This is a genomic window from Pseudomonas sp. Tof1, assembly GCF_055390395.1.
Map to the genome: position 1 here is coordinate 4367787 of NZ_AP024344.1, position 23182 is coordinate 4390968.

18 protein-coding genes and 1 pseudogene are annotated in these 23182 nt (G+C 55.4%); 8 read left to right on the forward strand and 11 right to left on the reverse strand.

The genetic code is table 11. The features are described 5' to 3' along the window. Positions 1–155: 155 nt before the first annotated feature. Positions 156–695 carry a DUF3577 domain-containing protein gene (locus tag ACZ5KU_RS19445; RefSeq protein ID WP_054063157.1) on the forward strand — a complete coding sequence of 180 codons (540 nt, stop codon included), beginning with the start codon at positions 156–158 and terminating at the stop codon, positions 693–695. 181 nt (positions 696–876) lie between these two features. Beyond that, entirely contained in the window at positions 877–1506 is a 630-nt protein-coding gene (locus ACZ5KU_RS19450; protein WP_464736054.1) for a hypothetical protein, read from the forward strand. Positions 1507–1645: 139 nt separating this feature from the next. On the opposite strand, the gene ACZ5KU_RS19455 is transcribed toward ACZ5KU_RS19450, so the two are convergent. From ACZ5KU_RS19455 to ACZ5KU_RS19495, 9 genes and pseudogenes are all read right to left on the reverse strand, one after another. After that, entirely contained in the window at positions 1646–2902 is a 1257-nt protein-coding gene (locus ACZ5KU_RS19455; RefSeq protein ID WP_464736055.1) for a DUF1173 family protein, read from the reverse strand. A 250-nt stretch (positions 2903–3152) separates the two neighbouring features. Continuing rightward, on the reverse strand, positions 3153–3872 hold the full coding sequence (locus ACZ5KU_RS19460) for a calcium-binding protein (RefSeq protein WP_464736056.1): 720 nt from the start codon (positions 3870–3872) through the stop codon (positions 3153–3155). A gap of 242 nt (positions 3873–4114) precedes the next feature. Then, positions 4115–9262, reverse strand: a pseudogene (locus tag ACZ5KU_RS19465) (calcium-binding protein); the annotation flags it as partial. Between the two features lie 53 nt (positions 9263–9315). Continuing rightward, the gene (locus ACZ5KU_RS19470; RefSeq protein ID WP_464736057.1) at positions 9316–9624 is read right to left on the reverse strand and encodes a hypothetical protein; all 309 of its coding nucleotides are present in this window, start codon (positions 9622–9624) and stop codon (positions 9316–9318) included. Between the two features lie 359 nt (positions 9625–9983). Then, positions 9984–10529, reverse strand: coding sequence for a hypothetical protein (locus tag ACZ5KU_RS19475; protein ID WP_464736058.1), 546 nt, complete (start codon positions 10527–10529; stop codon positions 9984–9986). A gap of 40 nt (positions 10530–10569) precedes the next feature. Then, complete coding sequence (locus ACZ5KU_RS19480; protein ID WP_054063159.1) at positions 10570–11994, reverse strand: HlyD family type I secretion periplasmic adaptor subunit; 1425 nt, start codon at positions 11992–11994, stop codon at positions 10570–10572. 6 nt (positions 11995–12000) lie between these two features. Continuing rightward, entirely contained in the window at positions 12001–14154 is a 2154-nt protein-coding gene (locus ACZ5KU_RS19485) for a type I secretion system permease/ATPase (RefSeq protein ID WP_464737425.1), read from the reverse strand. Positions 14155–14311: 157 nt separating this feature from the next. Continuing rightward, positions 14312–15775 (reverse strand): TolC family outer membrane protein, encoded by a 1464-nt coding sequence (locus tag ACZ5KU_RS19490; RefSeq protein ID WP_054063161.1) that lies wholly within the window; start codon positions 15773–15775, stop codon positions 14312–14314. A 270-nt stretch (positions 15776–16045) separates the two neighbouring features. Next, complete coding sequence (locus ACZ5KU_RS19495) at positions 16046–16738, reverse strand: hypothetical protein (protein ID WP_152973032.1); 693 nt, start codon at positions 16736–16738, stop codon at positions 16046–16048. A gap of 143 nt (positions 16739–16881) precedes the next feature. Here ACZ5KU_RS19495 and ACZ5KU_RS19500 point away from each other — a divergent pair, with 143 nt between their 5' ends. From ACZ5KU_RS19500 to ACZ5KU_RS19510, 3 genes are all read left to right on the forward strand, one after another. Then, on the forward strand, positions 16882–18543 hold the full coding sequence (locus ACZ5KU_RS19500) for an EF-hand domain-containing protein (protein ID WP_054063163.1): 1662 nt from the start codon (positions 16882–16884) through the stop codon (positions 18541–18543). An 87-nt stretch (positions 18544–18630) separates the two neighbouring features. Then, entirely contained in the window at positions 18631–19071 is a 441-nt protein-coding gene (locus ACZ5KU_RS19505) for a hypothetical protein (RefSeq protein ID WP_464736059.1), read from the forward strand. 739 nt (positions 19072–19810) lie between these two features. Further along, positions 19811–20221: a hypothetical protein gene (locus ACZ5KU_RS19510; protein WP_054063165.1), complete on the forward strand. Its 411-nt coding sequence runs from the start codon at positions 19811–19813 to the stop codon at positions 20219–20221. A 173-nt stretch (positions 20222–20394) separates the two neighbouring features. Here ACZ5KU_RS19510 and ACZ5KU_RS19515 read toward each other — a convergent pair whose 3' ends face one another. Both ACZ5KU_RS19515 and ACZ5KU_RS19520 read right to left on the reverse strand, forming a co-directional pair. After that, positions 20395–20946 carry an STY4526/YPO1902 family pathogenicity island replication protein gene (locus tag ACZ5KU_RS19515; protein WP_054063166.1) on the reverse strand — a complete coding sequence of 184 codons (552 nt, stop codon included), beginning with the start codon at positions 20944–20946 and terminating at the stop codon, positions 20395–20397. A gap of 48 nt (positions 20947–20994) precedes the next feature. Then, positions 20995–21192 carry a hypothetical protein gene (locus ACZ5KU_RS19520; RefSeq protein WP_054063167.1) on the reverse strand — a complete coding sequence of 66 codons (198 nt, stop codon included), beginning with the start codon at positions 21190–21192 and terminating at the stop codon, positions 20995–20997. An 841-nt stretch (positions 21193–22033) separates the two neighbouring features. On the opposite strand from ACZ5KU_RS19520, the gene ACZ5KU_RS19525 reads away from it, so the two are divergent. The 3 genes from ACZ5KU_RS19525 to ACZ5KU_RS19535 all read left to right on the forward strand — a co-directional run bounded on the left by ACZ5KU_RS19525 (position 22034) and on the right by ACZ5KU_RS19535 (position 23164). After that, positions 22034–22426: a hypothetical protein gene (locus tag ACZ5KU_RS19525; RefSeq protein WP_054059686.1), complete on the forward strand. Its 393-nt coding sequence runs from the start codon at positions 22034–22036 to the stop codon at positions 22424–22426. An 88-nt stretch (positions 22427–22514) separates the two neighbouring features. Continuing rightward, positions 22515–22940 (forward strand): hypothetical protein, encoded by a 426-nt coding sequence (locus tag ACZ5KU_RS19530; protein ID WP_464736060.1) that lies wholly within the window; start codon positions 22515–22517, stop codon positions 22938–22940. Further along, complete coding sequence (locus ACZ5KU_RS19535; protein WP_464736061.1) at positions 22937–23164, forward strand: hypothetical protein; 228 nt, start codon at positions 22937–22939, stop codon at positions 23162–23164. Before ACZ5KU_RS19530 ends, ACZ5KU_RS19535 begins: the two co-directional genes overlap by 4 nt. Positions 23165–23182 lie beyond the last annotated feature (18 nt).

A 23182-nucleotide genomic window follows, 5' to 3' on the forward strand; every position in this document is an offset into this window, starting at 1 on the left:
TCGCGGGATCGAATGAAGACCGCTGAAGCGTTCAGAGATGCGGTCACTCCCCAGACGTGCTGGTGAGCGAACGCATGCTGAATAACCCATGGGGGAAGTCACTTCCCCTTTGGGGCAAGTGCTTCCCCTTTATCGTATTGAGTAAGGAGAAGCACATGAGTGAAAGCAACATAGAAGAAAAGAGATACTTCAATTACTACATACACGGCATTGGCTACCTCAACAATGTCCGTACCATCTCACCACCCAACAAGACGCCCTATCTGGTGGTGAAGATTGCCGCGATACAAGGTCCCGAAGGAGACCACAGTTACACCTACTTCGATTGCCGGGTGACTGGTAACGCAGCCAAGGAGATCATCAAGCTGTGCGCTCGACCTATCAATACGGGAGAAACCGTCTTCGTGCGGTTCGTCCTTAGTAATCTTTGGGTCATGCCCTTCATCTACCCAACAGGTGATAAAGAGGGACAGCTTGGATCGAGTATCAGGGCAGACCTGATTTCGATCAAAAACATGATCATTAATGGCGAGATGATCTACACCGCGCCGGACAAGAAAGCAGAAGCTGGCTCGGAGTCATCGACACAAGCTGAAAACGCTGAACCAACGGATCCAAGCGATCCTCCTGATAACCCAGGGCCCTCTGGGGCTTGTGCTTTACCGCCCACGACAGACGCTGAACAAGCGGTCTGATCGTTCATTCAACCAAGGCGCTCACATGGGCGCCTTACTCACACACAGGCATACCGTCCCTTGGGAAGGCATGTCTGCGTAAAACGGCGCTGCTAAAGCGCTGATCTGAAACGACCCATGCGGGGAACACTCCCCGCAAGGGCGAGGTGTCTCTGCGCGATGGGATATTCCGGAGAGCTCCATGATGTTTGAAGAACCAACCGAGCAACAGGCTCAGGTAATCAAATGGCCTATCGTTATCTCCGATAACGCTTGGCAAGCCATGAACCTGGAAGGCCATGCCACATCGGCGCAGATGCTTGAGCGCAGGAATGACACGATCTATATGGCGCTGGAGGCCCTTGCTCTATGCACCTCACCCGAGGTTCAGGAGTTCTATGATATTGAGGTGCCTTGTGTGGTCACCACGGGTGATCCGCTCGAAGATCACTGGTTGCAACTGCGTGTTGTCGTGGTGCGCAAACAGGGTGAGCCCAGAGGCTTGAAGATCATGCTCAGGGATGAGGTTTTTGATCCTGAACAACCTATACCTGGGATATTTTTCCAACCAGGCCGCTTCGTGCTATCGAAAGGTGTGCGTGCCTTAGTGAAACAAAAACTGCTGGACCCATCGGTCTACCTCAGTCGCCACCTGGTAGGTGATTGGGGAGATCTGTGCGATGAGGACAAACAGAGCAATGAACATGCTCTGGAGCATGGTCTACGTTTGTTCTCTGCGTACAAGATAGACGCCGCAGGAGAAGACAAGCTCTGGATCATCACTGAAGCGGACAGAAGCTGCACCACGCTGCTCTTGCCGTCGGAGTACTGATTCCACCCTGCCCCTGCCTAGCGGGGGCTTCTAAACCGTCTACTGGCCCCTGGGGCGAGTAGGCGGTCTCCTGTTTGTACCGGCATCATCCCGCCATCGCGCGATTGTTCACTCTGCGCCAGATCTGCAATATCGGTGACTACCAGCGTTTGGATACCGGAAACGCAGGAATCAGGTCGATATCATCGCTCTTTGCCGCCTCCCAACGCCACCACCCTTCATGGCCATAGACCCGGTTGTACCACTGGGTCTTGCGAGCCTTTTGGGCGAGGTATTCAGGGGTGTCCATCCCGAAGACCTCCAGGGGGAAGTCTCGCTTCATGTCCAGGAGCCAGAAGTCGGGGAAGAACTCGCACTCTGCTGCGTCATAGCGCAGGGGCTTCTCGAAGCTGCGGCCGGCAGCGGCCAGTTCCGACTCAAGGATGGACTCGTATGCGGAGTCCACGGGGATCCAGCGCTTGCTGATGTGCATCAGGGCCAGGTCCGTCACCCCCGCCCATAGCTGGTTCTTGTCAGCCTCAATATTGAGTTGAGCCAAGACCATGATGCGCTCGCCCCGCCTCCAGGCCGCCACCTCGACAGGGAAACGTTTCTGGGCGTCCTCCCAGATCTCGTGGTCCATGCTCAGGTGCGGAATGCCATAGGGGCCTGCCACGGGGAGCTTGGTCATCGAGCCATCGTGCTTACGGGCGTCAAAGTGCGCCAGCGGGGAGATCACCAAGGCCCTGCGCCCAGCATTGCTTGTCCGTTGCGCGACGGCCATGTTGGTCGCCTCGGCACGCGAGCGTGGTGTCGCACACGCCATCAGCACCTCGTGAAGCATCACGTGGCCAGCCTGGATGCGGCGGGCCGTTTTGCGCAGCAGGCCATGGACCTGTCCGCTGTTGCGTTTGCCCTCCATGGTGGGGTACCAGATGTTCAGTCGGGCTTCCTGCCAGAGCAGGCAGAGCAGCCCCAGAAGCGTCATGGCGCGTTTGCGTGGGCTGCTGGTGTTCAGGGTGAGGCGCTCGCCCTGTAGGCTGCTCGCTCTAGCGGGCAGCTCGACCAGGCCGCGGGCCAGCCGGACACGCAGGGTGCCGTCGCCAGTTTCCTCGATCACGCCTACCTCATAGCCCTGCATGCCGGAGCGTTCAGGAGCGGGGGCGTAGAAGCGACATTCGTTGGCGTGCTCAGGTCCTGTGCCAGCGAACCGCGCCAGGTGAAAACCATCGGTGTCCTCACGGCGCTTGATAGCCAACTTGCGCTCGCCCTTGCCTGGGCACCGGCAGATGGCATGGGTGCGTCCGTAGGCTTTTTCGAGAACGGCCTTCCAGGCGCTGGCGAACGCCTCCTGCGTCTGGAAAACCGTCGAGAAGGGTTTGCCGTCGATGACGACGGGGAATCGCTCATACACCATGCGCAGGCACTCCTTGCCTTGGTACGTCATACAGCGGAGGCTGCTGGTTGACTGTACCCTTGCTAAGGAGAGGTTCGAACTGCCTAGGCGTTACAAGGTGTTTTACATGGACGTACCTGAACGATTGAGCCACTCCATGCCCCGACCCAACTGGCAGGGCATGAAGTGGCTTATAAGAACGAACGGTAATTTCAAGACCTGCTCAAACGACCGAGAACCAGAGGTACTCAGCCGCCATTGCTGTAGGCACTTAGCTCGCGTTTGAAACAATCACAGCGTCGAGCTGAGACGCTTGGTTTACGGCAAAACTTGACAGACTGCCTGCCTGAACGCCAAAGCCCGCCATAGCGTCAATCAGAATGTTGGTCTGCCTCTCCATATCTGCATCTCCGCTCAAGCTTGAAACCTGGCTGCCGCCATCATTCGCCTTCGCCATGGCGGTAACAGCGCTAATGGTCATAGTGCTCGCTTGGGCGTCCGCCGTTAGTTTCTCCTGGGACCATTGGGTACCATCTGCAAACTCGACACGGCTCAACTGGTGGTAGTTGCTGTAGCCATAGGCGGTCGCAAACCAGTTCGCGATCGTCACTCGATCCTCACCGTTGATGTGCTGCAACACCAGGCTCGTACCGTCACGACTCACCTGGATATCAGACGCTTTAATACCGGCGCCGAATTGCAGTACGTCTGTGGTCCACATCGACTCCACGTCAGAGATCGTGTCCTGACCGTCCCCCAGTTCAAAGAGGTAGGTGTCGCTGCCAGTGGCGCCAATCAGCAGATCGTTACCTACACCACCGGACAGGATGTCGTTGCCATAGCCACCACTCAGTGTGTCGTCGCCTGCGCCACCACTGAGGATGTCGTTGCCGTTACCACCGTCGAGCGTGTCGTTGCCCGCGCCCCCATTGAGCGTGTCATCGCCCTCCCCACCATCCAGCGTATCGTTACCATTCCCGCCTTCGAGCACATCGTGGCCCTGTCCACCGTAGAGCTTGTCGTCGCCGTTACCGCCTTCCAGGCGGTCATCGCCGCCAAGACCACTGAGCGTATCGTTGCCCCCAGGCCACGCAGGTCATCGTTACCATTGTCCAGACCAGTGAGGGTGTCATCTCCCTCGGTGCCGTAAGTCGTCAGAACTGCGGCCGTGAGCTGTTGCTGGCTCCACACGGTTCCATCGGCAAACTCGACACGGCTCAACTGGTAGTAGTTGCTGTAGCCGTAGGCGTTCAGGAACCAGTTCGCGATCGTGACCCGATCCTGGCCATTGCTGTGTTGCAGCACCAGATTCACGCCGTCTCGAATCACCTGGATATCCGACGCCTTGATGCCCGAGCCAAAACGCAACACGTCTGTGGTCCACATCGACTCCACATCAGAGATCGTGTCCTGACCATCCCCCAGTTCAAAGAGGTAGGTGTCGCTGCCAGTGGCGCCAATCAGCAGATCGTTACCTACACCACCGGACAGGATGTCGTTGCCATAGCCACCGTTCAGTGTGTCGTCGCCTGCGCCACCACTGAGGGTGTCGTTGCCGTTACCACCGTCGAGCGTGTCGTTGCCCGCGCCCCCATTGAGCGTGTCATCGCCCTCTCCACCATCCAGCGTATCGTTACCATTACCGCCTTCGAGCACATCGTGGCCCTGGCCACCGTAGAGCTTGTCGTCGCCGTTACCGCCTTCCAGGCGGTCATCGCCGCCAAGACCACTGAGCGTATCGTTGCCCCCCAGGCCACGCAGGTCATCGTTACCATTGTCCAGACCAGTGAGGGTGTCATCTCCCTCGGTGCCGTAAGTCGTCAGAACTGCGGCCGTGAGCTGTTGCTGGCTCCACACGGTTCCATCGGCAAACTCGACACGGCTCAACTGGTAGTAGTTGCTGTAGCCGTAGGCGTTCAGGAACCAGTTCGCGATCGTCACTCGATCCTGGCCATTGCTGTGTTGCAGCACCAGATTCACGCCGTCTCGAATCACCTGGATATCCGACGCCTTGATGCCCGAGCCAAAACGCAACACGTCTGTGGTCCACATCGACTCCACATCAGAGATCGTGTCCTGACCATCCCCCAGTTCAAAGAGGTAGGTGTCGCTGCCAGTGGCGCCAATCAGCAGATCGTTACCTACACCACCGGACAGGATGTCGTTGCCATAGCCACCGTTCAGTGTGTCGTCGCCTGCGCCACCACTGAGGGTGTCGTTGCCGTTACCACCGTCGAGCGTGTCGTTGCCCGCGCCCCCATTGAGCGTGTCATCGCCCTCTCCACCATCCAGCGTATCGTTACCATTACCGCCTTCGAGCACATCGTGGCCCTGGCCACCGTAGAGCTTGTCGTCGCCGTTACCGCCTTCCAGGCGGTCATCGCCGCCAAGACCACTGAGCGTATCGTTGCCCCCCAGGCCACGCAGGTCATCGTTACCATTGTCCAGACCAGTGAGGGTGTCATCTCCCTCGGTGCCGTAAGTCGTCAGAACTGCGGCCGTGAGCTGTTGCTGGCTCCACACGGTTCCATCGGCAAACTCGACACGGCTCAACTGGTAGTAGTTGCTGTAGCCATAGGCGTTCAGGAACCAGTTCGCGATCGTGACCCGATCCTGGCCATTGCTGTGTTGCAGCACCAGATTCACGCCGTCTCGAATCACCTGGATATCCGACGCCTTGATGCCCGAGCCAAAACGCAACACGTCTGTGGTCCACATCGACTCCACATCAGAGATCGTGTCCTGACCATCCCCCAGTTCAAAGAGGTAGGTGTCGCTGCCAGTGGCGCCAATCAGCAGATCGTTACCTACACCACCGGACAGGATGTCGTTGCCATAGCCACCACTCAGTGTGTCGTCGCCTGCGCCACCACTGAGGGTGTCGTTGCCGTTACCACCGTCGAGCGTGTCGTTGCCCGCGCCCCCATTGAGCGTGTCATCGCCCTCTCCACCATCCAGCGTATCGTTACCATTACCGCCTTCGAGCACATCGTGGCCCTGGCCACCGTAGAGCTTGTCGTCGCCGTTACCGCCTTCCAGGCGGTCATCGCCGCCAAGACCACTGAGCGTATCGTTGCCCCCCAGGCCACGCAGGTCATCGTTACCATTGTCCAGACCAGTGAGGGTGTCATCTCCCTCGGTGCCGTAAGTCGTCAGAACTGCGGCCGTGAGCTGTTGCTGGCTCCACACGGTTCCATCGGCAAACTCGACACGGCTCAACTGGTAGTAGTTGCTGTAGCCGTAGGCGTTCAGGAACCAGTTCGCGATCGTCACTCGATCCTGGCCATTGCTGTGTTGCAGCACCAGATTCACGCCGTCTCGAATCACCTGGATATCCGACGCCTTGATGCCCGAGCCAAAACGCAACACGTCTGTGGTCCACATCGACTCCACATCAGAGATCGTGTCCTGACCATCCCCCAGTTCAAAGAGGTAGGTGTCGCTGCCAGTGGCGCCAATCAGCAGATCGTTACCTACACCACCGGACAGGATGTCGTTGCCATAGCCACCGTTCAGTGTGTCGTCGCCTGCGCCACCACTGAGGGTGTCGTTGCCGTTACCACCGTCGAGCGTGTCGTTGCCCGCGCCCCCATTGAGCGTGTCATCGCCCTCCCCACCATCCAGCGTATCGTTACCATTACCGCCTTCGAGCACATCGTGGCCCTGGCCACCGTAGAGCTTGTCGTCGCCGTCACCGCCTTCCAGGCGGTCATCGCCACTCAGGCCGTGAAGAGAGTCGTTTCCTCCCAGGCCCCTAAGGTCGTCATTAACCTGATCCATACCAGTGAGTGTGTCGTCATCTCCCGTGCCGTAAGTCGTGATCACGGCAGCAGTTAGCTCTTGCTGTCCCCAGACAGTTCCATCCGCGAACTCAATACGGCTCAACTGTGAGTAGTTGCTGAAGCTATAGGCCGTTAGGAGCCAGTTCATGATCGTGACACGGTCTTGACCATTAATGTGCTGCAGCACCAGATTCGCACCGTCTCGACTGACCTGGATGTCCGAAGCCTTGATGCCAGCACCGAAACGCAACACGTCGGTGCTCCACATGGACTCTGCTTCATAGATAGTGTCCTGACCATCCCCCAGATCAAAGAGGTAGGTGTCGCTGCCAGTGGAGCCTATCAACACATCGTTACCGGTGCCGCCTGACAGGATGTCGATACCATACCCACCATTGAGCGTATCGTCGCCTAAGCCTCCGTTGAGAGTGTCGTTACCCTCACCACCGTCCAAGTTGTCGTTACCCGCACCGCCGATCAGCGTATCGTTTCCAGCACCTCCGGTTAGGCTATCGTTGCCCTCGCCGCCATCAAGCTGGTCATTGCCCGAACCACCAATGAGCGTGTCATCGCCACCCATCCCGTTTAAAACACTGTAGTAACCATCGATGCTGGTAATCTTGTCATTCGCTTCTGAGCCGACAACATCAAGTTTCCCATCTTTAAGCCACAACCCCACTTCAGAAATAATCTGATTTTTTACTTCTCCGGACAGCAAAGGGCTTTGGATCAGGTCCTGAAACTCCTCGAAGGCGTTAGTCAACGATACGGCGGATCGTTCCAGAAAAATCGCTTTGAGAGGAGACCAGTCCATACTCAGCGTTCCGCCTTCGAGCTTCATTTCGACGCTATCGATGTACGGTTTTAGGCGAGTCTGAAAAAGCAAGCCGGCATAGACGGACCGACGTAACTCTTCGTATGCACGATTGATAAAAGATGCCTGGGTTCCATCTATTCCCAGATTCGCTTCCGTAACAGTCGCCTTTCCATCTTGGGAAGAGATCAAACCAAGCCCATGAAGTGTTCCGAAAGTCATTGACAGCTGGTAGTAATTATTAACAACCACTCCAGAATTAAAGTTAAAGAAATTCTGAGAATTGAAGACTTCCAGTACCTTTATTCGTTCCAAAAGCTGCCGAGCGCCCTGCTGAGCAAGTGTGGGCGGTGCGCCACTTACATCCCATGAGTATTGAAAGCGAACGTCTAAGCCAGCCGTATCGAGTGCATCAATACGCTTGTCAAAGGTGGCATAGTTGGCACTTTTTGCCCAATCTGCAAGTAACTGGTCAATCAAACCAAGCTGCTCATCACGACTGTGCGCCTGACTGTAGGCCAACAATGTGGTTTTCAACTGATCATCCTGCATTGATGCCTCACGCAGATCGCGCACTGCACCAGAGCCAGTCATATTAGGCAAAGCCTTGACTGTCTCATCTAAAGGGATCTTGTCAGTAAACTCTCGATAGAACGGATTGGACGCCAGGTCCAGATTTGCAGCGAGGCTCTGATTGCCATTTACCGTGCCAGTATGTCCATCAGCAAAAGTAAAAGTACCGGTAGCACTGATGATATTGCCATTTGAGTTTTTATTAGAATCAGTCGATGCCAGATTTATCGACTGAATATGTAATTCATTCAGGCTTTTTAGCTCACCGGCTTGCGAGATACCATCTTGATTTTTATCTTGCCAGACAAGGACATTTTTGAACTCGGCATCTTGGGCATCGAACACACCGTCGCCGTTACTGTCCAAGTCACTTAGGGCATCAAAACCATTGCGAGCTTTCGCGCCATCTGACTTGACTGTATCGACACCAAACAGCTCACGCCCACTATCGATCAGTCCATTACCATTTCGATCAAGGACCAAGAACCCATCATCGCCCTTTACCCATCCAGTACCAGTCTTAACGCCATCACCATCGAAATCGAATGTAATACCGGTATCTGCAGAGGCCGTCTCGATTCCATCACCATCTAGATCTAGCGTAAGCGGATCAGCTCGCGGGACGAAATTTAGCGCTCCAACAAAGGAGTCGTTCACCCCACTACTTACTTCACTGCCCCCTCCAAGGCTAGATGCAAGCATGGATTTCACGCTCTTAGAGATCCAGTCATAGCCTGCACCCAAAGCCTCCTCAATAACTTCTTCAGTTGACCGTCCGGCTGACGCAAGATCTTCTATTACCTTAGCAACATCGATGTCAGGGTAAAGATCGCGCAAACCATCTGCCAGCCCATCGATATTCTCCGGTTCGGAAAGCCAATCTGACACTTCCTTTAGAACATCACTGAGCTCATCTCTTGACAACATCAACCCAAGCACAGCACTGACAATGGCGACCGGAACAGAGGCTTCAAGGACAATCGCAAATGCAGCCACGGTACCAATAATGGCCCCTGTGGCCCCCAAGATATCTTTACCAGATATGGAACCTTCGCTACCACCTTTTATTAATACACCTCCCTGCCAAATCAAATTAGAAAGCTGCAGGCCGGGGTTTTTTGCAAAAATTGCTGAAATCAGACCAAAAGAATTCGTCACACCTTCAAAAACAGTCTTTGAATCAATCAGGTCATCACCAGACTTGTTGATCATCAAGACATCTATTAAATCTTCAAATAACTTTGTTCTCGCCACACCCAATTACCTCAAGGCAAAATTCTTTTAATAAAAACAACAACACCAAAGAAAATCAAAACCACAGAGTAGCTTCGTGCTGCCCGCACAAAACATGAGACCTTTTCCGAGAAAGGAATAACCCCAAATAACTCAGAGAACTTCACCTTCCCCATCCCTTTATCGAATTTCTCAAGATACAACTCCTGCATATACCCATAGAAAAAGATCAAGAAAAACAACAATAAACAAGCGAGATCTTTAACTCGATCACGCAAACTAACCGGAGGACCAATAGGCAGAACAAAATATAATACAAGGCTAGCAACAATCAGAAGCAAACCAAATACCGGCAGTACAGTGCCCCCTTCTTCCGCGCCCTAAGATTCCCCATCAAATCATAAGGTTTGAATTTTTTATCCACATCAAATCTAGCCTCAATCCCAGAAGCATAGTAAGGCAAGAACAGAAGAAACCCCAAAAACATAACCAAAAAACTCATTTAAAAACCTCCACCCGCACTAGAAAATTAACCGCTAGCCAAGCAACACCAAAGTCCATTTAAATAATATTTTCATCACCCCTTATCCTTGAGCAGACGAATGAAAATAAGTTTCAGGGTATGCTTCAACAGACCGAAGACGACTCAACCCACCCAACAGCGAGGCACTCATTTCCAATAAGACCATCATTCACTCCATTAATTTCCAATGGCTACTCTTGAAGTCAACACACCCAACACAAAATCATCAATGACCTTGAAATTCACATACCCCTTTGAAAATTGATAAAGAATTTCTAATCCCTGAAACGCCCGATTACCCTCACTAACATGCCCTCCACCAACATACACCCGCTGACCATCTACGCCCTTGAACCTAAATAGCTTCCTATCACCTGCCTCATAAAACTCAACACCGTCAACACTGGAAGCTAACGACATGTATTTAATACTTACATCACCACGTACCAAATCGCTCGAAATCTTGCGTACACGATCAACAACCACAGAGCCATCAATAGCCCTACCACTCAACACTTCACCACCTGGATAATTAACATAGAACGTCAAAACAGCCCCATTGAATCTAGCTTTTTTGCACTCCGCACCCGCCCCGTTGAACACCACCTTCGGGCCACTATCAAAGTAAAAATCACAGCTACCAAACGCCTTCGAGCCACACAAAAAAATGGCAGCCGTTAAGAGAAGCGGAGAGAACAATTTTGATCGCGCACACTTATCCATTCGCATTAAACTCCCATCGGAGAAAACCGGCACAGCGCGATTATCGCTCGCTCAAACTTGAACTCGCATAGGCCTCCAGAGGACTCAAGAAGTACTCGATCACGCGTCGCTTATCCGTCTTCGCCTCCGCCGTCACCGACATGCCGGGAGACAGCAAAACCTCTTTCCCTTGCACATTGACCTTATCCTTGAGCAGTCGAATACGGCTGCTATAGATCGGCCCGCGTTTCTCGTCCTCAATGGCATCGCTGGAAACGCTCACCACCTCACCATCGACTGTGCCGTACTTGGTGAAAGTGAAGGTCTCAACCTTCACGGTGACCGGCTGCCCAGGCCGCACAAAGCCAATGTCCTTGTTCTCGAACATCGCCTCGACCTCAACTGGCTGGTCACTTGGAGCAATGACCATCAGCGGCTGCGCCGCGGTCACCACGCCGCCAATGGTGTGCACCGCCAATTGCTGAACGGTACCGTCCACAGGAGCGGTCAGGCTCATCAGATGATCGCGCTGCTCGGCCTTGTTGAGTTCCTGGGTGAGTGACGCCGCCTTCTGTTCCGACTGCTGTTGCAGGTCCAGCATCGTGCGCCGCGTTTGGGCCAGCAGTACTGACCGCCTGCGCTCGGCTTCTTTTTTCGAGGCCTCGACTTCGGCGAGGCGCGATTGCTGCACGGCCATGTCCCTCTCCTGGTCCAAAAGAGCCTGCTGCTTTTCCAGGTAGGCGTGACGGGGCACGTACTGCTGCTCCAGCATCTGCTGGTAGTCCTCAGCCAGACGACGGGCGATCGGCAACGTTTTGTGCAAGGACGCCAGCGTTGCCTTGGTGGACTGTATCTCGGCGGACCGCTGTTCGATTTCTGCGTCGATCTGTTCCATCGAGCTGCGCAGTTCTAGGTATTGCCCCTGTAACCAGCGCTGGGCCGCCAGCTCTTGCTCAGGAGCCGCCTGAGGGATGCGCCCAACAAGTGAGCCAGGTTCCTTGCCGGTCTGAATGGCTTCGATCAGGGCTGTCGCACGTGCGGTGTCCACCTGGGCAGCAAGCAACTCGCTCTGCAAGCGTTTGATGTCAGCTCCGGTGGCACTGGTGTCCAACTCGACCAGCACCTCCCCGGCCTTCACAGCCTGCCCGTCGTGCACCTTGATCGATTTGACGACAGCAACCTCACTGGGTTGGATGGTCTTGCTCTTACCGCTGGCAACCACCTTCCCGGTGGCGGTGGCAACAACATCAATCTGGCCAAAAATGGACCAGAGCAAAGCCAGCAGCGCAAACAACATGATGACCCACTGGATGTAACGAGGCGCGGGGTGAACGGGCTGATCCTGTAGCGCCAACGCCGCCGGTAGAAACTGCACCTCATGGGGCAGGCGTTTGGGTGCATCCATCGACTTGCGCTGCGCCCACGCCTGTTTCCAGACACGACAATACCGTCGAAACAGCTCACGACCTGCTGAAGCTTGGCTCATGACAACTTATCCTTGTTGCAAACGGTACAGACGCGAGTAATGCCCTGCTTGAAGAGTCAGGAGTTCGGCATGACTGCCTTGCTCCACGATTTGCCCACGGTCCATGACGATGATTCGGTTGGCATCACGCACAGCAGAAAGTCGGTGAGCAATGATGATCACCGTCCGCCCTTTGCAGATCGCCTGCATGTTCTGCTGGATGATCCGTTCCGACTCATAGTCCAAGGCACTGGTGGCCTCGTCGAAGATCAGAATACGGGGGTTGCCGATCAGAGCCCGGGCGATGGCAACACGCTGACGCTGGCCGCCGGACAGGGAGGCGCCATGCTCGCCTACTACGGTGTCGTAGCCCTCGGGTAACTCTAGGATGAACTCGTGCGCACCGGCCATTTTGGCGGCGTGCATGACGGCCTCCAGCGGCGCACCGGGATCCGTCAGAGCAATGTTCTCGCGAATGCTGCGGTTGAACAGCATGTTGTCCTGCAGCACAACCCCGATCTGCCGACGCAACGAGGACACGTCCGCCAGTGCCAGGTCCATGCCGTCAACCAGTACACGCCCTCGCTCGGGTACGTACAGTCGCTGCAACAAGCGAGTCAGGGTGCTTTTGCCCGAGCCTGAGCGCCCAACCACGCCGATGACTTCGCCAGCCTCTACCACCAGCTTCACGCCACGCAGCACCTCCGAGCCCTCCGGGCGATAACGGAAGTGCACCTGGTCAAATTCGATACGTCCCTTGAGGGTGGGCAGCGCGCTGCGTGTGGCTTGGGACAGCTCGGTGCGGGTATTGAGGATATCGCCCAGGCGCTGGACCGAAACGCCCGTCTGCTGGAAGTTGGTCCACAACTGCGCCAGGCGCATGATCGGCTGGGCGACACGGCCGGCCAGCATATTAAAAGCCACTAGTTGGCCGACCGACAGTTGCCCATCAATCACCAGACGTGCCCCCAACCACAGAGTCGCCACCGTAACCAACTTACCGATCAGCGAAACGGCCTCGTTAGCGATGGTGGATAGCGTCTGGGTCTTGAAACCAGCCGACACGTAGGCCGCCAGTTGGTTGTCCCATTTGCGGGTGACCTGCGGCTCGACAGCCATCGACTTGACGGTGTCGATGCCATTGATCGTTTCGACCAGAAAGGACTGGTTCTCGGCACCGCGGGCAAAGCTCTCGTTCAGTCGAGCCCGCAACAGCGGCGTGATGAACAATGACACGATGAAGTACAGCGGCAACGACACCAGCACAATCAGGGTCAGCCACCCGCTGTAGAAACACATCACCGCAATGAAGACCACCGAGAACAGCACATCCAGCAGCAGCGTGATGGCATTGCCGGTCAGAAAGCTTCGAATGTTCTCAAGCTCCCGCACGCGTGCCACGGAATCCCCCACTCGCCGAGCCTGGAAGTACGCCAGGGGCAAGGTCACCAGGTGACGAAACAACCGCGATCCGAGCTCGACATCGATCCGGCTGGCGGTGTGGGCAAACACGTAACTGCGCAGACCACTGAGCGTAGACTCAAACAACATGATGCCCAACAGACCGATGGCCACGACATCAAGGGTGGTCAGCCCGTGGTGCACCAGCACCTTGTCCATCACTACCTGGAAGAATAACGGCGTCAGTAAGGAGAAAATCTGCAGAACCAGCGATACCAGCAACACCTCGCCCAGCAGCTTTCGATACTTGACGATGGCCGGAATGAACCACGTGAAATCGAACCGTGAAACCTCACCGGCCTGCGAGGAAGCCGATTGGACCAGAATCAGCTCACCATTCCAACGCGCCTGCAACTGCTCGGTGCTGAGTACCGTCGGGCGCTGCAGAAGCGGATCGTGGACTAGTGTTTTTTCCTGGTCGACACGGGCAATGATAAAAAAGCTACCGTCGTTCGAGCAGGCAATGGCGGGCAAAGGGGTTTGCGAAAGGCGTTCGGCGTAGGTACGGACGGCCTTGGTCTTGAGCTTTAGCTGCTTGGCAGCCAACAGGATGTCCGGCTTTGAAAATCGCTGACCTTCCGCGACATATTCGTGCGCCAATTGCTCCGGCGATGCGGCAACACTGTGAAACCTTGCCAACATGACCAGGCACGCAAGGCCAGTATCAACAGTATCCGAGGACCGAGCAGCCCCCCGCCTTGTTCGTGCATACAACCGCATCCTTGCTAAAAGCTTCAAGCCCGTAATACCCCGTCAGACGCGGGGCAGGCAGATAATATGCGGACGGATTCAACGGCGGAAGGGCAAAACGACATCAGCCATGCATTTCCCAAACAATATTTCACTTGACACTCAAAAATATGGTTTAACGCCCGAATTAAAGGCTTTTGCTGTCTGCCCGAGGTGCTGAAAACCGCGACGAATCCAGGTTGGTGTTGGCCATTTCAGGCGGCAAAAAATCGCGCTGCGGGTCATAGTCCGCCTTCAGGTACTGGGCCAGGCTCTGCAAGTCTGCAGGACTGAGCGTGCCAGCCGACTGTTTCAGGCGAAGGTTGTTCAGGATGTAATCGTACCGGGCGTTGTTGTAGTCACGGACCGAGGTGAACAACTGCCGCTGGGCATTGAGTACGTCTACCGTGTTGCGACTGCCGATATCAGCGCCGACCTTGGTAGCCTTGAGCGAGCTTTGGGCCGACAGAATAGTTTTTTTTCGGGCCCGAATCTGCTCGATGTCCGAATTGACAGCGCGATAAAACCCTCGGGTATTGAGCACCACGTCCCGGCGCTGCCCTTCCCTCTGTTCCTCACTCTGGCTCAGCTTCTTGTAAGCCTCCCGAGCCTGGGAACTGGTTCGGCCACCGCTGTAGATCGGCAAGTTGACCTCAAAGCCAATCGAGCTTTGGGTGACGTTGTCACGATAACCGTCCCGACCAAAGTCGCTAGGGTTGCTGTAGCCGAAGCTATCGTTGTCGCCCTTGCGGTAAGAGGCCACTGCATCCAGTGTCGGAGCGTGCCCAGCCTTGCGCTGGGAGAGCACCTGTTCAGCCGACTCAACGGCCATGTCACTGGCCTGCAGTTTGAAGTTCTGTTTCATTGCGGCATCGACCCACTGTTTGGCGTCGGCTGGAACCGGTGCCAGCACTGGCAAATGATGCTCAATCCCTTCGATGCTGGTGTAGTCGTGATGGGTCAGATGGACCAGTTGTTCGAAGGCATCGTCGACCTTGCGCGCCGCCAGTTCCCGATTGGCTTGGGCATTGTCGTAGGCAGCCTCTGCATCGAGCACGTCGGTGATGCTGGCCAAACCACCTTTTAGGCGCCCGCGGGCCTGTTCCATCTGCTGTTTGAAGGCAACCTCTTCAGCCAGCGCCGCAGCATGGGTGTCAGAGGCGCGCAATGTCTCGAAGTAGGTCTCGGCGGTTTTCAGGATCAGTTCCTGCTCCGTCGCTGACAGCTCGATAGCGGCCTGGGAGACACTGGCCTTGGCGGCCTTCAGACCATACCAGGCATCCGCCCGAAACAGTGGCTGCCTCAGGTTGGCCTGGTAGGTAGTCCCACTGCGGGCGCGGGTCAGCTCGGGAGCATCGCGCTCCAGTCGAGTCGACTCGATCGTTGCACTGGTGTTGATTGCCGGCAACAGGTTGGCGCGTGCCTGCGCAATCGCTTCCTGTTGTGCTTCGAAGCCGGCCCGGGCAGCCTTGAGTTCGGCGTTGTTCGAGACCGCCTCGCGATAAACCGACATCAGTTCGGCGCGGTCAGATGGGAGCGATTCCAGTTGAGCTGCCAGTACACTGACAGGCGTCAAACACACCATCAACCAGACGCAATACCTGCGGGTCATGAACAAGTCCTTTTGTGAGGCCAAAAAACGAGAAAGGGGCACAGTGGCCTCGCGGGCGAGCACGCTATGTCAGTGCATGCGGCAAGTCAATTTCATCACACTCAGAAAGAAACGAAATAGTCCTGCGAAATACGGTGGGCTGCAAGTCTACGCATAGCTCGCTGCGCGATCTTCAGAAATGCTGAAAAAGGTGTTTTTCCATTCCACCAAAGAAGAGATTCGTACTCAGGCGCTCAACCAAGTGGGTGGTCTGATGAGCGCCCAAGCCACTTAGTGACGCAGGGCAGTTGTACGATCCTTAATGGGATCAAGAAAGCTACCAAGACTAAAAGCAATGGCTGACACCAAAGGAGGCAGTACTAGCGTGCTGTGCATTGCGCCAAAGAAGACACTAAGGCGGTACAGTTGGTTTTCGTAAATACCTCGCGTGGACTGCCCCACATCAGGTCCGAAAATTACTGTCGAGATCAGACCAGCACAAACCAACAGCCCGGCAAACGATATCCAGCTTTGCCGATAGCTCGAGACTCTGAAGAAGGTGAGAAAACTTCCCTTTAGCGAGAACCGACAAAATAGACACACCCACACCATCATGCAGGTCAACAGCATAAAGTCTTTTTCGTAGATCCAGGCAGCTTTTTTCAAAAAGTCCAACTGACCGTTAGCAACAAAGTAGCTCTCTGCACGGGCAATGACAGGCAACCAACGGTGCAAATCGCTGTCGAGCGCTATGTCGCTATAAAAAATACCCAAGCTGGTCAACCAAGAAATAACCCAATAGGTTATCCAGCCGTACAGCAAAGCTTTAAGCCCCATCCCTGAATTCCTTCCACCACATTTCAAATACGCGTACAGCACCTGATCAGCAACTTTTGCGCTGCAGCAACCGGGCCGATAATGCAAACCAACACCAATCGCAAACGATAATCGCTGTTGACAAGGGGTAGCCATCTTGGCATACATGCCGGCTTTTCGCCATAGGTCTCTTCGTCAACGCATCATGAAGACACCCAAAGGACAGGGTCAGGCGGCTAGGACGTCATGATGGGTTAGCCATCATGCGCGCAAGTCATCCGGCGTGTGGATGAGTAGAAGGAAATAAACGTATGGCCTTTACAGCCAAGGAAATCGAGCAAGCCAAACTCATCTCGGATCTTGTAACCGCGATGGGAAACTCGCTCAAAAACAACGGAAATCCGAAACTGAAGGCCTTGGGTGAGGCACTGGCCAATTCAGGAGACATCGGCGGTATATTGTCCGACTTTGCCAGTATGGCTGAGTCGACGGAGGACATAGCGAGTGTGCTCGATAGCGCGGCAAAAGTTTCCGCCGGGATGTTGGGGACTGTGGCTGGAGTGGCGGCACTAGAAGCCCTGATTACCATGTCGGTTCCTTTTGCCTTAGGGATCGGCGCCCTTACTACGGTATATCCCATCGTGGGAACCCTCGCATTAGGCGGCTTCCTCTACGGCGCCGGATGGGCTGGTAGCAAAGCAGCCGAAGGGATCTATGGTTTGAGCAAGCTAGCGGCAAGTGACTGGAGCAAGCAAGCGGCAAGAACTGTCTATACATTCATGAAGCTCAACCCAGCTTCGCTACCCGAAAACTTCGATATCAATCGACCGCCAGTGCTGGAACTCGACGTAACTTACGTCAATGGGCACTATGATGGGTATAACATCGAAGAAGGTACTCAGAGGTTTATTGACAACTATCAGCGAGGCTTGGACCGAGGCTTCCTTCAGCAGGCACAAAATCAAATCAATAATTTTAACTTCTCACTTTCAAGCCTGATCAAGCCAGGCGATGATTTCCTTCATTATGACAAAAATGGCCTGCTCCAGTGGAATGGAGGTTATAACGCACTTCAAGATTACGCGTTCAATCGTGGTGGGCTTGATCTCTCAGGCAGCGACAGTTGGCAAAGCGCTTTCAATGAAAAACTGACCAATCTGGTCGACTCGGCCAGAAATATGGAAGAGTTCATTAATAACAATTACGGCCGGGCTAACGAAGCGTTGGCAGGTCAGGCCTCCGCTCTTGCTGACAGAGCCGGTGAGACATCTAGCATCATTCAGGACGCACTAGCGGAGCTGACACCGCTGGCGTTTGACCTCAGCGGAAATGGGATTGGGACACGCTCAATTTTCGATGGCATCAAGGGCTTCGAATTTATTCCAGGAGAAAAAGGTGCCTACCACGGCTGGCTAGATGCCAACAGTGGGTTCCTGGCCCTGGATCGTAATGGCAACGGCACGATCGATGATGGAACCGAGCTGTTCGGCGGCCCAACAGAGGATGGTTTTACTGCTTTACGCCGACTTGACTCCAATGGTGATGGGCATATCGATGCCTCCGATGAGCTCTTCGAAAAGCTACTGGTTTGGCAGGATACCAATCAGAACGCCATTTCAGACGAAGGAGAACTCAAGACGTTGCGCGATGCGGGCATCAAATCGATTTCGCTGAATGACGTTGAGAGTACCCATCGCCCCGACATGAACGGCAACACTATCAAGTGGATCTCCGAGTACACCTTGGAATCGGGCGAGACCCGCGAGATCGCAGACGTCTATTTCAGCTACAGTAAACCGGCTTCGGCGGTGTCAGATAAGCCAACGACTAACAGTTCGATCGATCCGGTCGTGGAACAGCAGACACAAATGTTGATCAGCAGCATGGCCGCGTTCAGCCCGTCGGCTGGTGGCGAAGCACTGCAATCCACCAATCCGTCTGAACCGCTCAATGTACAACTAGCGGTCATTTGAGGGCCATGGCAACCGCTGTCGCGTCAGCGGTTGCCTACCAGTCCGGGAAAATTCGTAAGCAATCGCCTTCCCCCTTAGGAGACAAGCATGGATGCTCATAAAATCAAGAATCACAGCGACGTGACTGCCGATCCATTTCCCAATGTTCAGAAGGTTCTTGGAGATGATCTCGCCGCGCTCCAGAGCAGGATTTTCCATCTATTTTCCATCAGGTTCGAAATAGTCCTGCCCCACGAAATGGCAAAAACTCAGAAGATTGTCGTTTCTGTTCACCCCGACAACGCAGCGGATGATCACTTCTCACTGAGCGAGTGCTTCCAATACCTGGGCATACGATCCAGAGAGCGGGTGTTCCTCAACTGGGGCCGATTCGATGACATCGACGCCTTACGCACCACGGACCTCTTCAAGGTGTTCTCCAGCATCTGGTACCCAGGTGTTGACGACATTGAGATCTTCGACGAGAGCCTGAATTGGATGGTGGCGATCGCTCACGACGGCACGGTGGCGTTGAGGTTTGGCCCCTGAGTGCCAGCAATCAAACACTGCGCTTTCTTGAAGGCCAACCCATACGTCCCAACCGCCAACTCAGGTGGCCTACTGCCTGCGCAAGGTGCAAAAGGGTTTCGGAACGGATCCACAGCGGCCTCAAGAATACTGATCTCTACACAAATAGAGCTATGTCTAGCTGAGTTCACTATACATAGCTAGATATCTATATATTTCACTAGAACTGCTGAACTGAAGGACCCAATCATCTACTCGGCTCAGGATTGCAGGGCCTCGCCTAACGTTCATCAGCCATTCATCTACTTGGGCTGATCAGAACGGCATCAAGGTTAGTGACAGCGCCAAGCAGCGTCGATAAACAAACGAGCGAGTCGCGTTTTCCCACACGAGATAGAGCCGCGCCTGAACCTTTTCCCGCACAGTCTCCTTCACCAAGCACCGGCTTGATATTTGTCGTACGTCGCTCACCAAAACTGTGGAAACAGCCCGTTGCAGATGGACTTTTGACAGCCCTCCTGAGCTTGTCCATTGTGAAGGCGCGTACTGCTGGCCTTGTCAGCAACATGCCAATGTAGCCGGGATCTGAGAGCTACGATGCGCCATTGCGCATGATCCATGCTCAGGTCGCCAAGCTTCCGGTAATGCGACCGATCGACTGCCATTGCGGTCGAGGAAGCACTGCTGTTCTGAATGTTTTCCCCCCATACGGGTCATGCCCGTATGGGCAGGCCCTCCCCTGTGAAATCTGGAGGTCTGAATGAAGACACAAACAACGATGTACCAAGCACTGTTGGCGGCTGAGTGTTGCGACACACACGCCACGTTGATCCTGCAGACACTGGATATCCCGAAAGATCTGCGACTGCTCTTTGAACCGGGCAGGCTGCTGATGACCGACGGAGTCCAGGCGCTTCAAGCCGTAGGTCTACTCGACGGCCTTCCCTACCTGATACGGCATCTGCTGTGCGACTGGGGAAACCTCAAGGCTGCACAATGGGCGGTCAACCTGCAATCGCTACAAAACGGTGAAGGACTGCTCTCGATCTATTACGCCGGTGGCAATGACGAAATCTGCCTGTACCTCTACAGCGCCCCAAGCCGGGCCTTTACGTTGATGTTGCTGGCAGACGAGCTTGACTGCATGCAACACCTGCAGACCCAGAGATAATTTAATCTGACTGTTCGCCTACTCACCGTCACCGGTGAGTAGGCTTTTTGCGATGCCAGACGGCGTTCAACAACGATCGATCGTTCTCGCGGTGGCCTGAGGCAAGCCGGCACAGTTCACGGTGTCGCCTGCCGCAGAGCGATGAATTGCTTTCTCGGTACCACTGCCAAACCTCAGACCAGGTCGTCGGAAATCCACTGTTGGATCTGGTTCCAGATCATCGCCAGGTTCAAGGTCGGCTCGCACTCGGTCATCAGCATCGCGACATGCAGCACCGAGCGCGGATCGTTCGGGTGGGTGCCCTGCTCCTTGGATATCCGTCGCCAGTGTTCCCACAGGCGCATTTCATCATCATGACCAATGAGTGGCCAGCGCCCCCGGCGGTGTTCAAGGCCCAGCATGTTGCGGCGTACAGCAACCTCCTTGGGCGGCAGCCCAAAGAGCTGGTGAAGCATGGGAGAGCTGGCGCCGAGGGTGAGAGCCCGGCGGATCAGGCCCTCCTCGTCATCACTCCGGACATGGGCCATCAGGCGCTGAACGACATCGCTGTCGACCAGCAGCTTGAACCAGGGCACCGGTGAATTCACCAGGGCCCCGACGCAACGGGGATCGATCAGGGCCTCCAGGTCCCGCTCCTGAAACCCCATGGCCAGACAATTGCGCAACTGGCCGCTCTTGATGTTGTTCATGATTTGAAAGGCGACAGCCATATTCAAAGGGTGCATATCAACCACTCCATGGTCAGTGATGGCCCGCGCGCGGGCCGGTGTGTTTCAAGCAAGGTACGCCTTTGGGCGAGGCTCAGGTTCGCCTGTGCGCCCAAATTCGAAGCCCAGGATTTCAGCGCCTGCAAAGCCTTCGATGTGGCCGACCAGCTCAAGCAGCAGGCCGTCACGCCGGCGTGCCTGCACGCTGATTTTGAGCAGGATCTGGCAGGTCTTTTCAGCGGTGTGTTCAGGACTCATGTCCATAGGTGAGTACTCCCTGTGATGCCTATCGCCTCCATCTGCGACGGGCTTGATGGATGAGCAGGCCGTGAGGCTTCACCCAGGCAGTGCGCGATGGGCCCCATGACGGGAGCGCCCTTCGCCTGCCCTGCTGCTCAATTGTGTGTTGCCCATGAATATGTAGTTGCTGGGACCACAACCCTCTGTAGGGCAAAGCATCGCGCCAGCGAGGAAAAGCAGGCGTCGTGTGTGAGGCATTGTGGGAGGCCCTTGGCCGGTGGAACGCTGGGGCAGTGATTGGCTCGCAGGCCTAAGCCCTGGAGGGTTGCCAGCCGAAGACTTGAACAGGGCAGTCATCTATTGGGTGGAGCTGATCCTGGCAGAGAGTCGTCGCCAGCGTTTGAACTCACCGCCAATGCCCGCTGAGCAGCACCTGGAGCGCGATGTCGGCCAGCAGGCTACCGCGCGCGTGCGCCTTTGCTGCCAGAGGAATCAGCCATGTCTGACCGATGCAGCGCGCGCCTTCCTGCGCCTGTCGAGGATGGCGTTCAAAAGGCGCAGGCGCGCTTTCGCACAGCGTGTCTGCGCCGGCAAAAACTTGTTGCAGAGGGTGTTTTGACAGCCCTGGGTGGGGGTGTTCATTGTGCAGGGGCGTACTGCTGGCCTTGTCAGCGACATGCACAGTAGCTTGGGATCGGAGGAGCTACGATGCGCCATTGCGCATGATCCACCCCATCGGTCGCCAAGCTTCCAATGATGCGACCAACCGACGGCGATTGCGGTCGGCGGAAGCATCGCTGTTCTTGTTTTCCCCGCACGGGTCTTGCCCGTCGGGGCAGGCCCATCCCATAAATCTGGAGGTCTGATGAAACTGGATATGGCGCTCTACAAAGCCCTGGTCGCCGCCGGTGTCCCGGAGAAAAACGCACACGATGTGAGTGAAGCCCTGGAGTTCGAAAGAGCCTCATTGCTCGCCAGCAAAACCGATGTCACCGAGTCTCGTCATGACCTGAAGCTGGAGATTACGGCGTTTCGCGCAGAGATGAAGTCGGACCTGTCGAAGATTCTGCTCGACGCCTCCACCCTGCGCGGTGAGTCGAAAGACACAGCCTTGGCGCTCAATACGAGCCTAATGATGATCAACACCAAGATGGACGCCATGAGCCACAAGCTGACCGTACGGCTGTTTCAGTCGTTCGCAGCCCTGGCGCTGGCGCTCGGTACCGTGACGGCCCTGAGCATCAAGTACCTGGCCTAACCCTCTGCTTCAACCCACCCACGCGGGGAATGTCTCCCCGTCGGGCGAGAGGTTCTCCGCGTTTGCCTTTGTGAACAGGAGAATCCCCATGGAAAAAATACTGGACGTGCTGCGGCCGCTGTTTCCGTTTGTCCGTAACCCCTACGCACCCCATTCGTTTCTGCGACTGGATGCGTTTCACAAGCAGTTCACCGTCGTCTGTACCGGCGAGATGAAACTGCCACTCAACGATCATGGCTTGGGCTATCGCCAGGTCAGTGCGGAATACACCATGGGTCATCGTAGCTCGATCGAGGACGCCATCCGCTTCTGTACCTCGAAGTTCCACGACCTGTATGTCTACCCGCAGATCAAGGCCGGTGCAGCGTTTGAGCCGCATCTGGTGGAGATCTTCTACACCGCGGGCAAGGCCTACAGAGCCAGCTCCCAAGCCTTGGGCCTGGGCGTTCCCTGCGTTCTGTGGGGGTGGTCGAGGAGTCGGAGATCATCTGGCGCCGCCCTGATGAGGTGGTGAACGAGATCCACGAGTTCCAGTACTGGCTGGATACGTTTCAGCGTCAGTTCACCGCAGAGACCTGCACCGACGAGGTGGACATCGCCAGGATCGTCGGCCGAGCAGCCCCGGAGCTGAAGAAGTTTGCCGATCGGCTGAAATGGCGGAACTTCGCGCTCAAGGCGCTCGATCAAACGGGCGTGTCCTGCGTGACGGAGCAGTACCCCACCAGCAGTGGCCGTTGAGACAAGGTCGCTGCACAA

What these genes read in the sequence shown, in the direction of transcription:
- ACZ5KU_RS19445 (WP_054063157.1), top strand. Translation starts at nt 156, where the DNA reads ATGAGTGAAAGCAACATAGAAGAAAAGAGATACTTCAATTACTACATA.
- ACZ5KU_RS19450 (WP_464736054.1), top strand. Translation starts at nt 877, where the DNA reads ATGATGTTTGAAGAACCAACCGAGCAACAGGCTCAGGTAATCAAATGG.
- ACZ5KU_RS19455 (WP_464736055.1), bottom strand. Translation starts at nt 2,902, where the DNA reads ATGGTGTATGAGCGATTCCCCGTCGTCATCGACGGCAAACCCTTCTCG.
- ACZ5KU_RS19475 (WP_464736058.1), bottom strand. Translation starts at nt 10,529, where the DNA reads ATGGATAAGTGTGCGCGATCAAAATTGTTCTCTCCGCTTCTCTTAACG.
- ACZ5KU_RS19480 (WP_054063159.1), bottom strand. Translation starts at nt 11,994, where the DNA reads ATGAGCCAAGCTTCAGCAGGTCGTGAGCTGTTTCGACGGTATTGTCGT.
- ACZ5KU_RS19485 (WP_464737425.1), bottom strand. Translation starts at nt 14,154, where the DNA reads ATGCGGTTGTATGCACGAACAAGGCGGGGGGCTGCTCGGTCCTCGGAT.
- ACZ5KU_RS19490 (WP_054063161.1), bottom strand. Translation starts at nt 15,775, where the DNA reads ATGACCCGCAGGTATTGCGTCTGGTTGATGGTGTGTTTGACGCCTGTC.
- ACZ5KU_RS19495 (WP_152973032.1), bottom strand. Translation starts at nt 16,738, where the DNA reads ATGTATGCCAAGATGGCTACCCCTTGTCAACAGCGATTATCGTTTGCG.
- ACZ5KU_RS19500 (WP_054063163.1), top strand. Translation starts at nt 16,882, where the DNA reads ATGGCCTTTACAGCCAAGGAAATCGAGCAAGCCAAACTCATCTCGGAT.
- ACZ5KU_RS19505 (WP_464736059.1), top strand. Translation starts at nt 18,631, where the DNA reads ATGGATGCTCATAAAATCAAGAATCACAGCGACGTGACTGCCGATCCA.
- ACZ5KU_RS19510 (WP_054063165.1), top strand. Translation starts at nt 19,811, where the DNA reads ATGAAGACACAAACAACGATGTACCAAGCACTGTTGGCGGCTGAGTGT.
- ACZ5KU_RS19515 (WP_054063166.1), bottom strand. Translation starts at nt 20,946, where the DNA reads ATGCACCCTTTGAATATGGCTGTCGCCTTTCAAATCATGAACAACATC.
- ACZ5KU_RS19520 (WP_054063167.1), bottom strand. Translation starts at nt 21,192, where the DNA reads ATGGACATGAGTCCTGAACACACCGCTGAAAAGACCTGCCAGATCCTG.
- ACZ5KU_RS19525 (WP_054059686.1), top strand. Translation starts at nt 22,034, where the DNA reads ATGAAACTGGATATGGCGCTCTACAAAGCCCTGGTCGCCGCCGGTGTC.
- ACZ5KU_RS19530 (WP_464736060.1), top strand. Translation starts at nt 22,515, where the DNA reads ATGGAAAAAATACTGGACGTGCTGCGGCCGCTGTTTCCGTTTGTCCGT.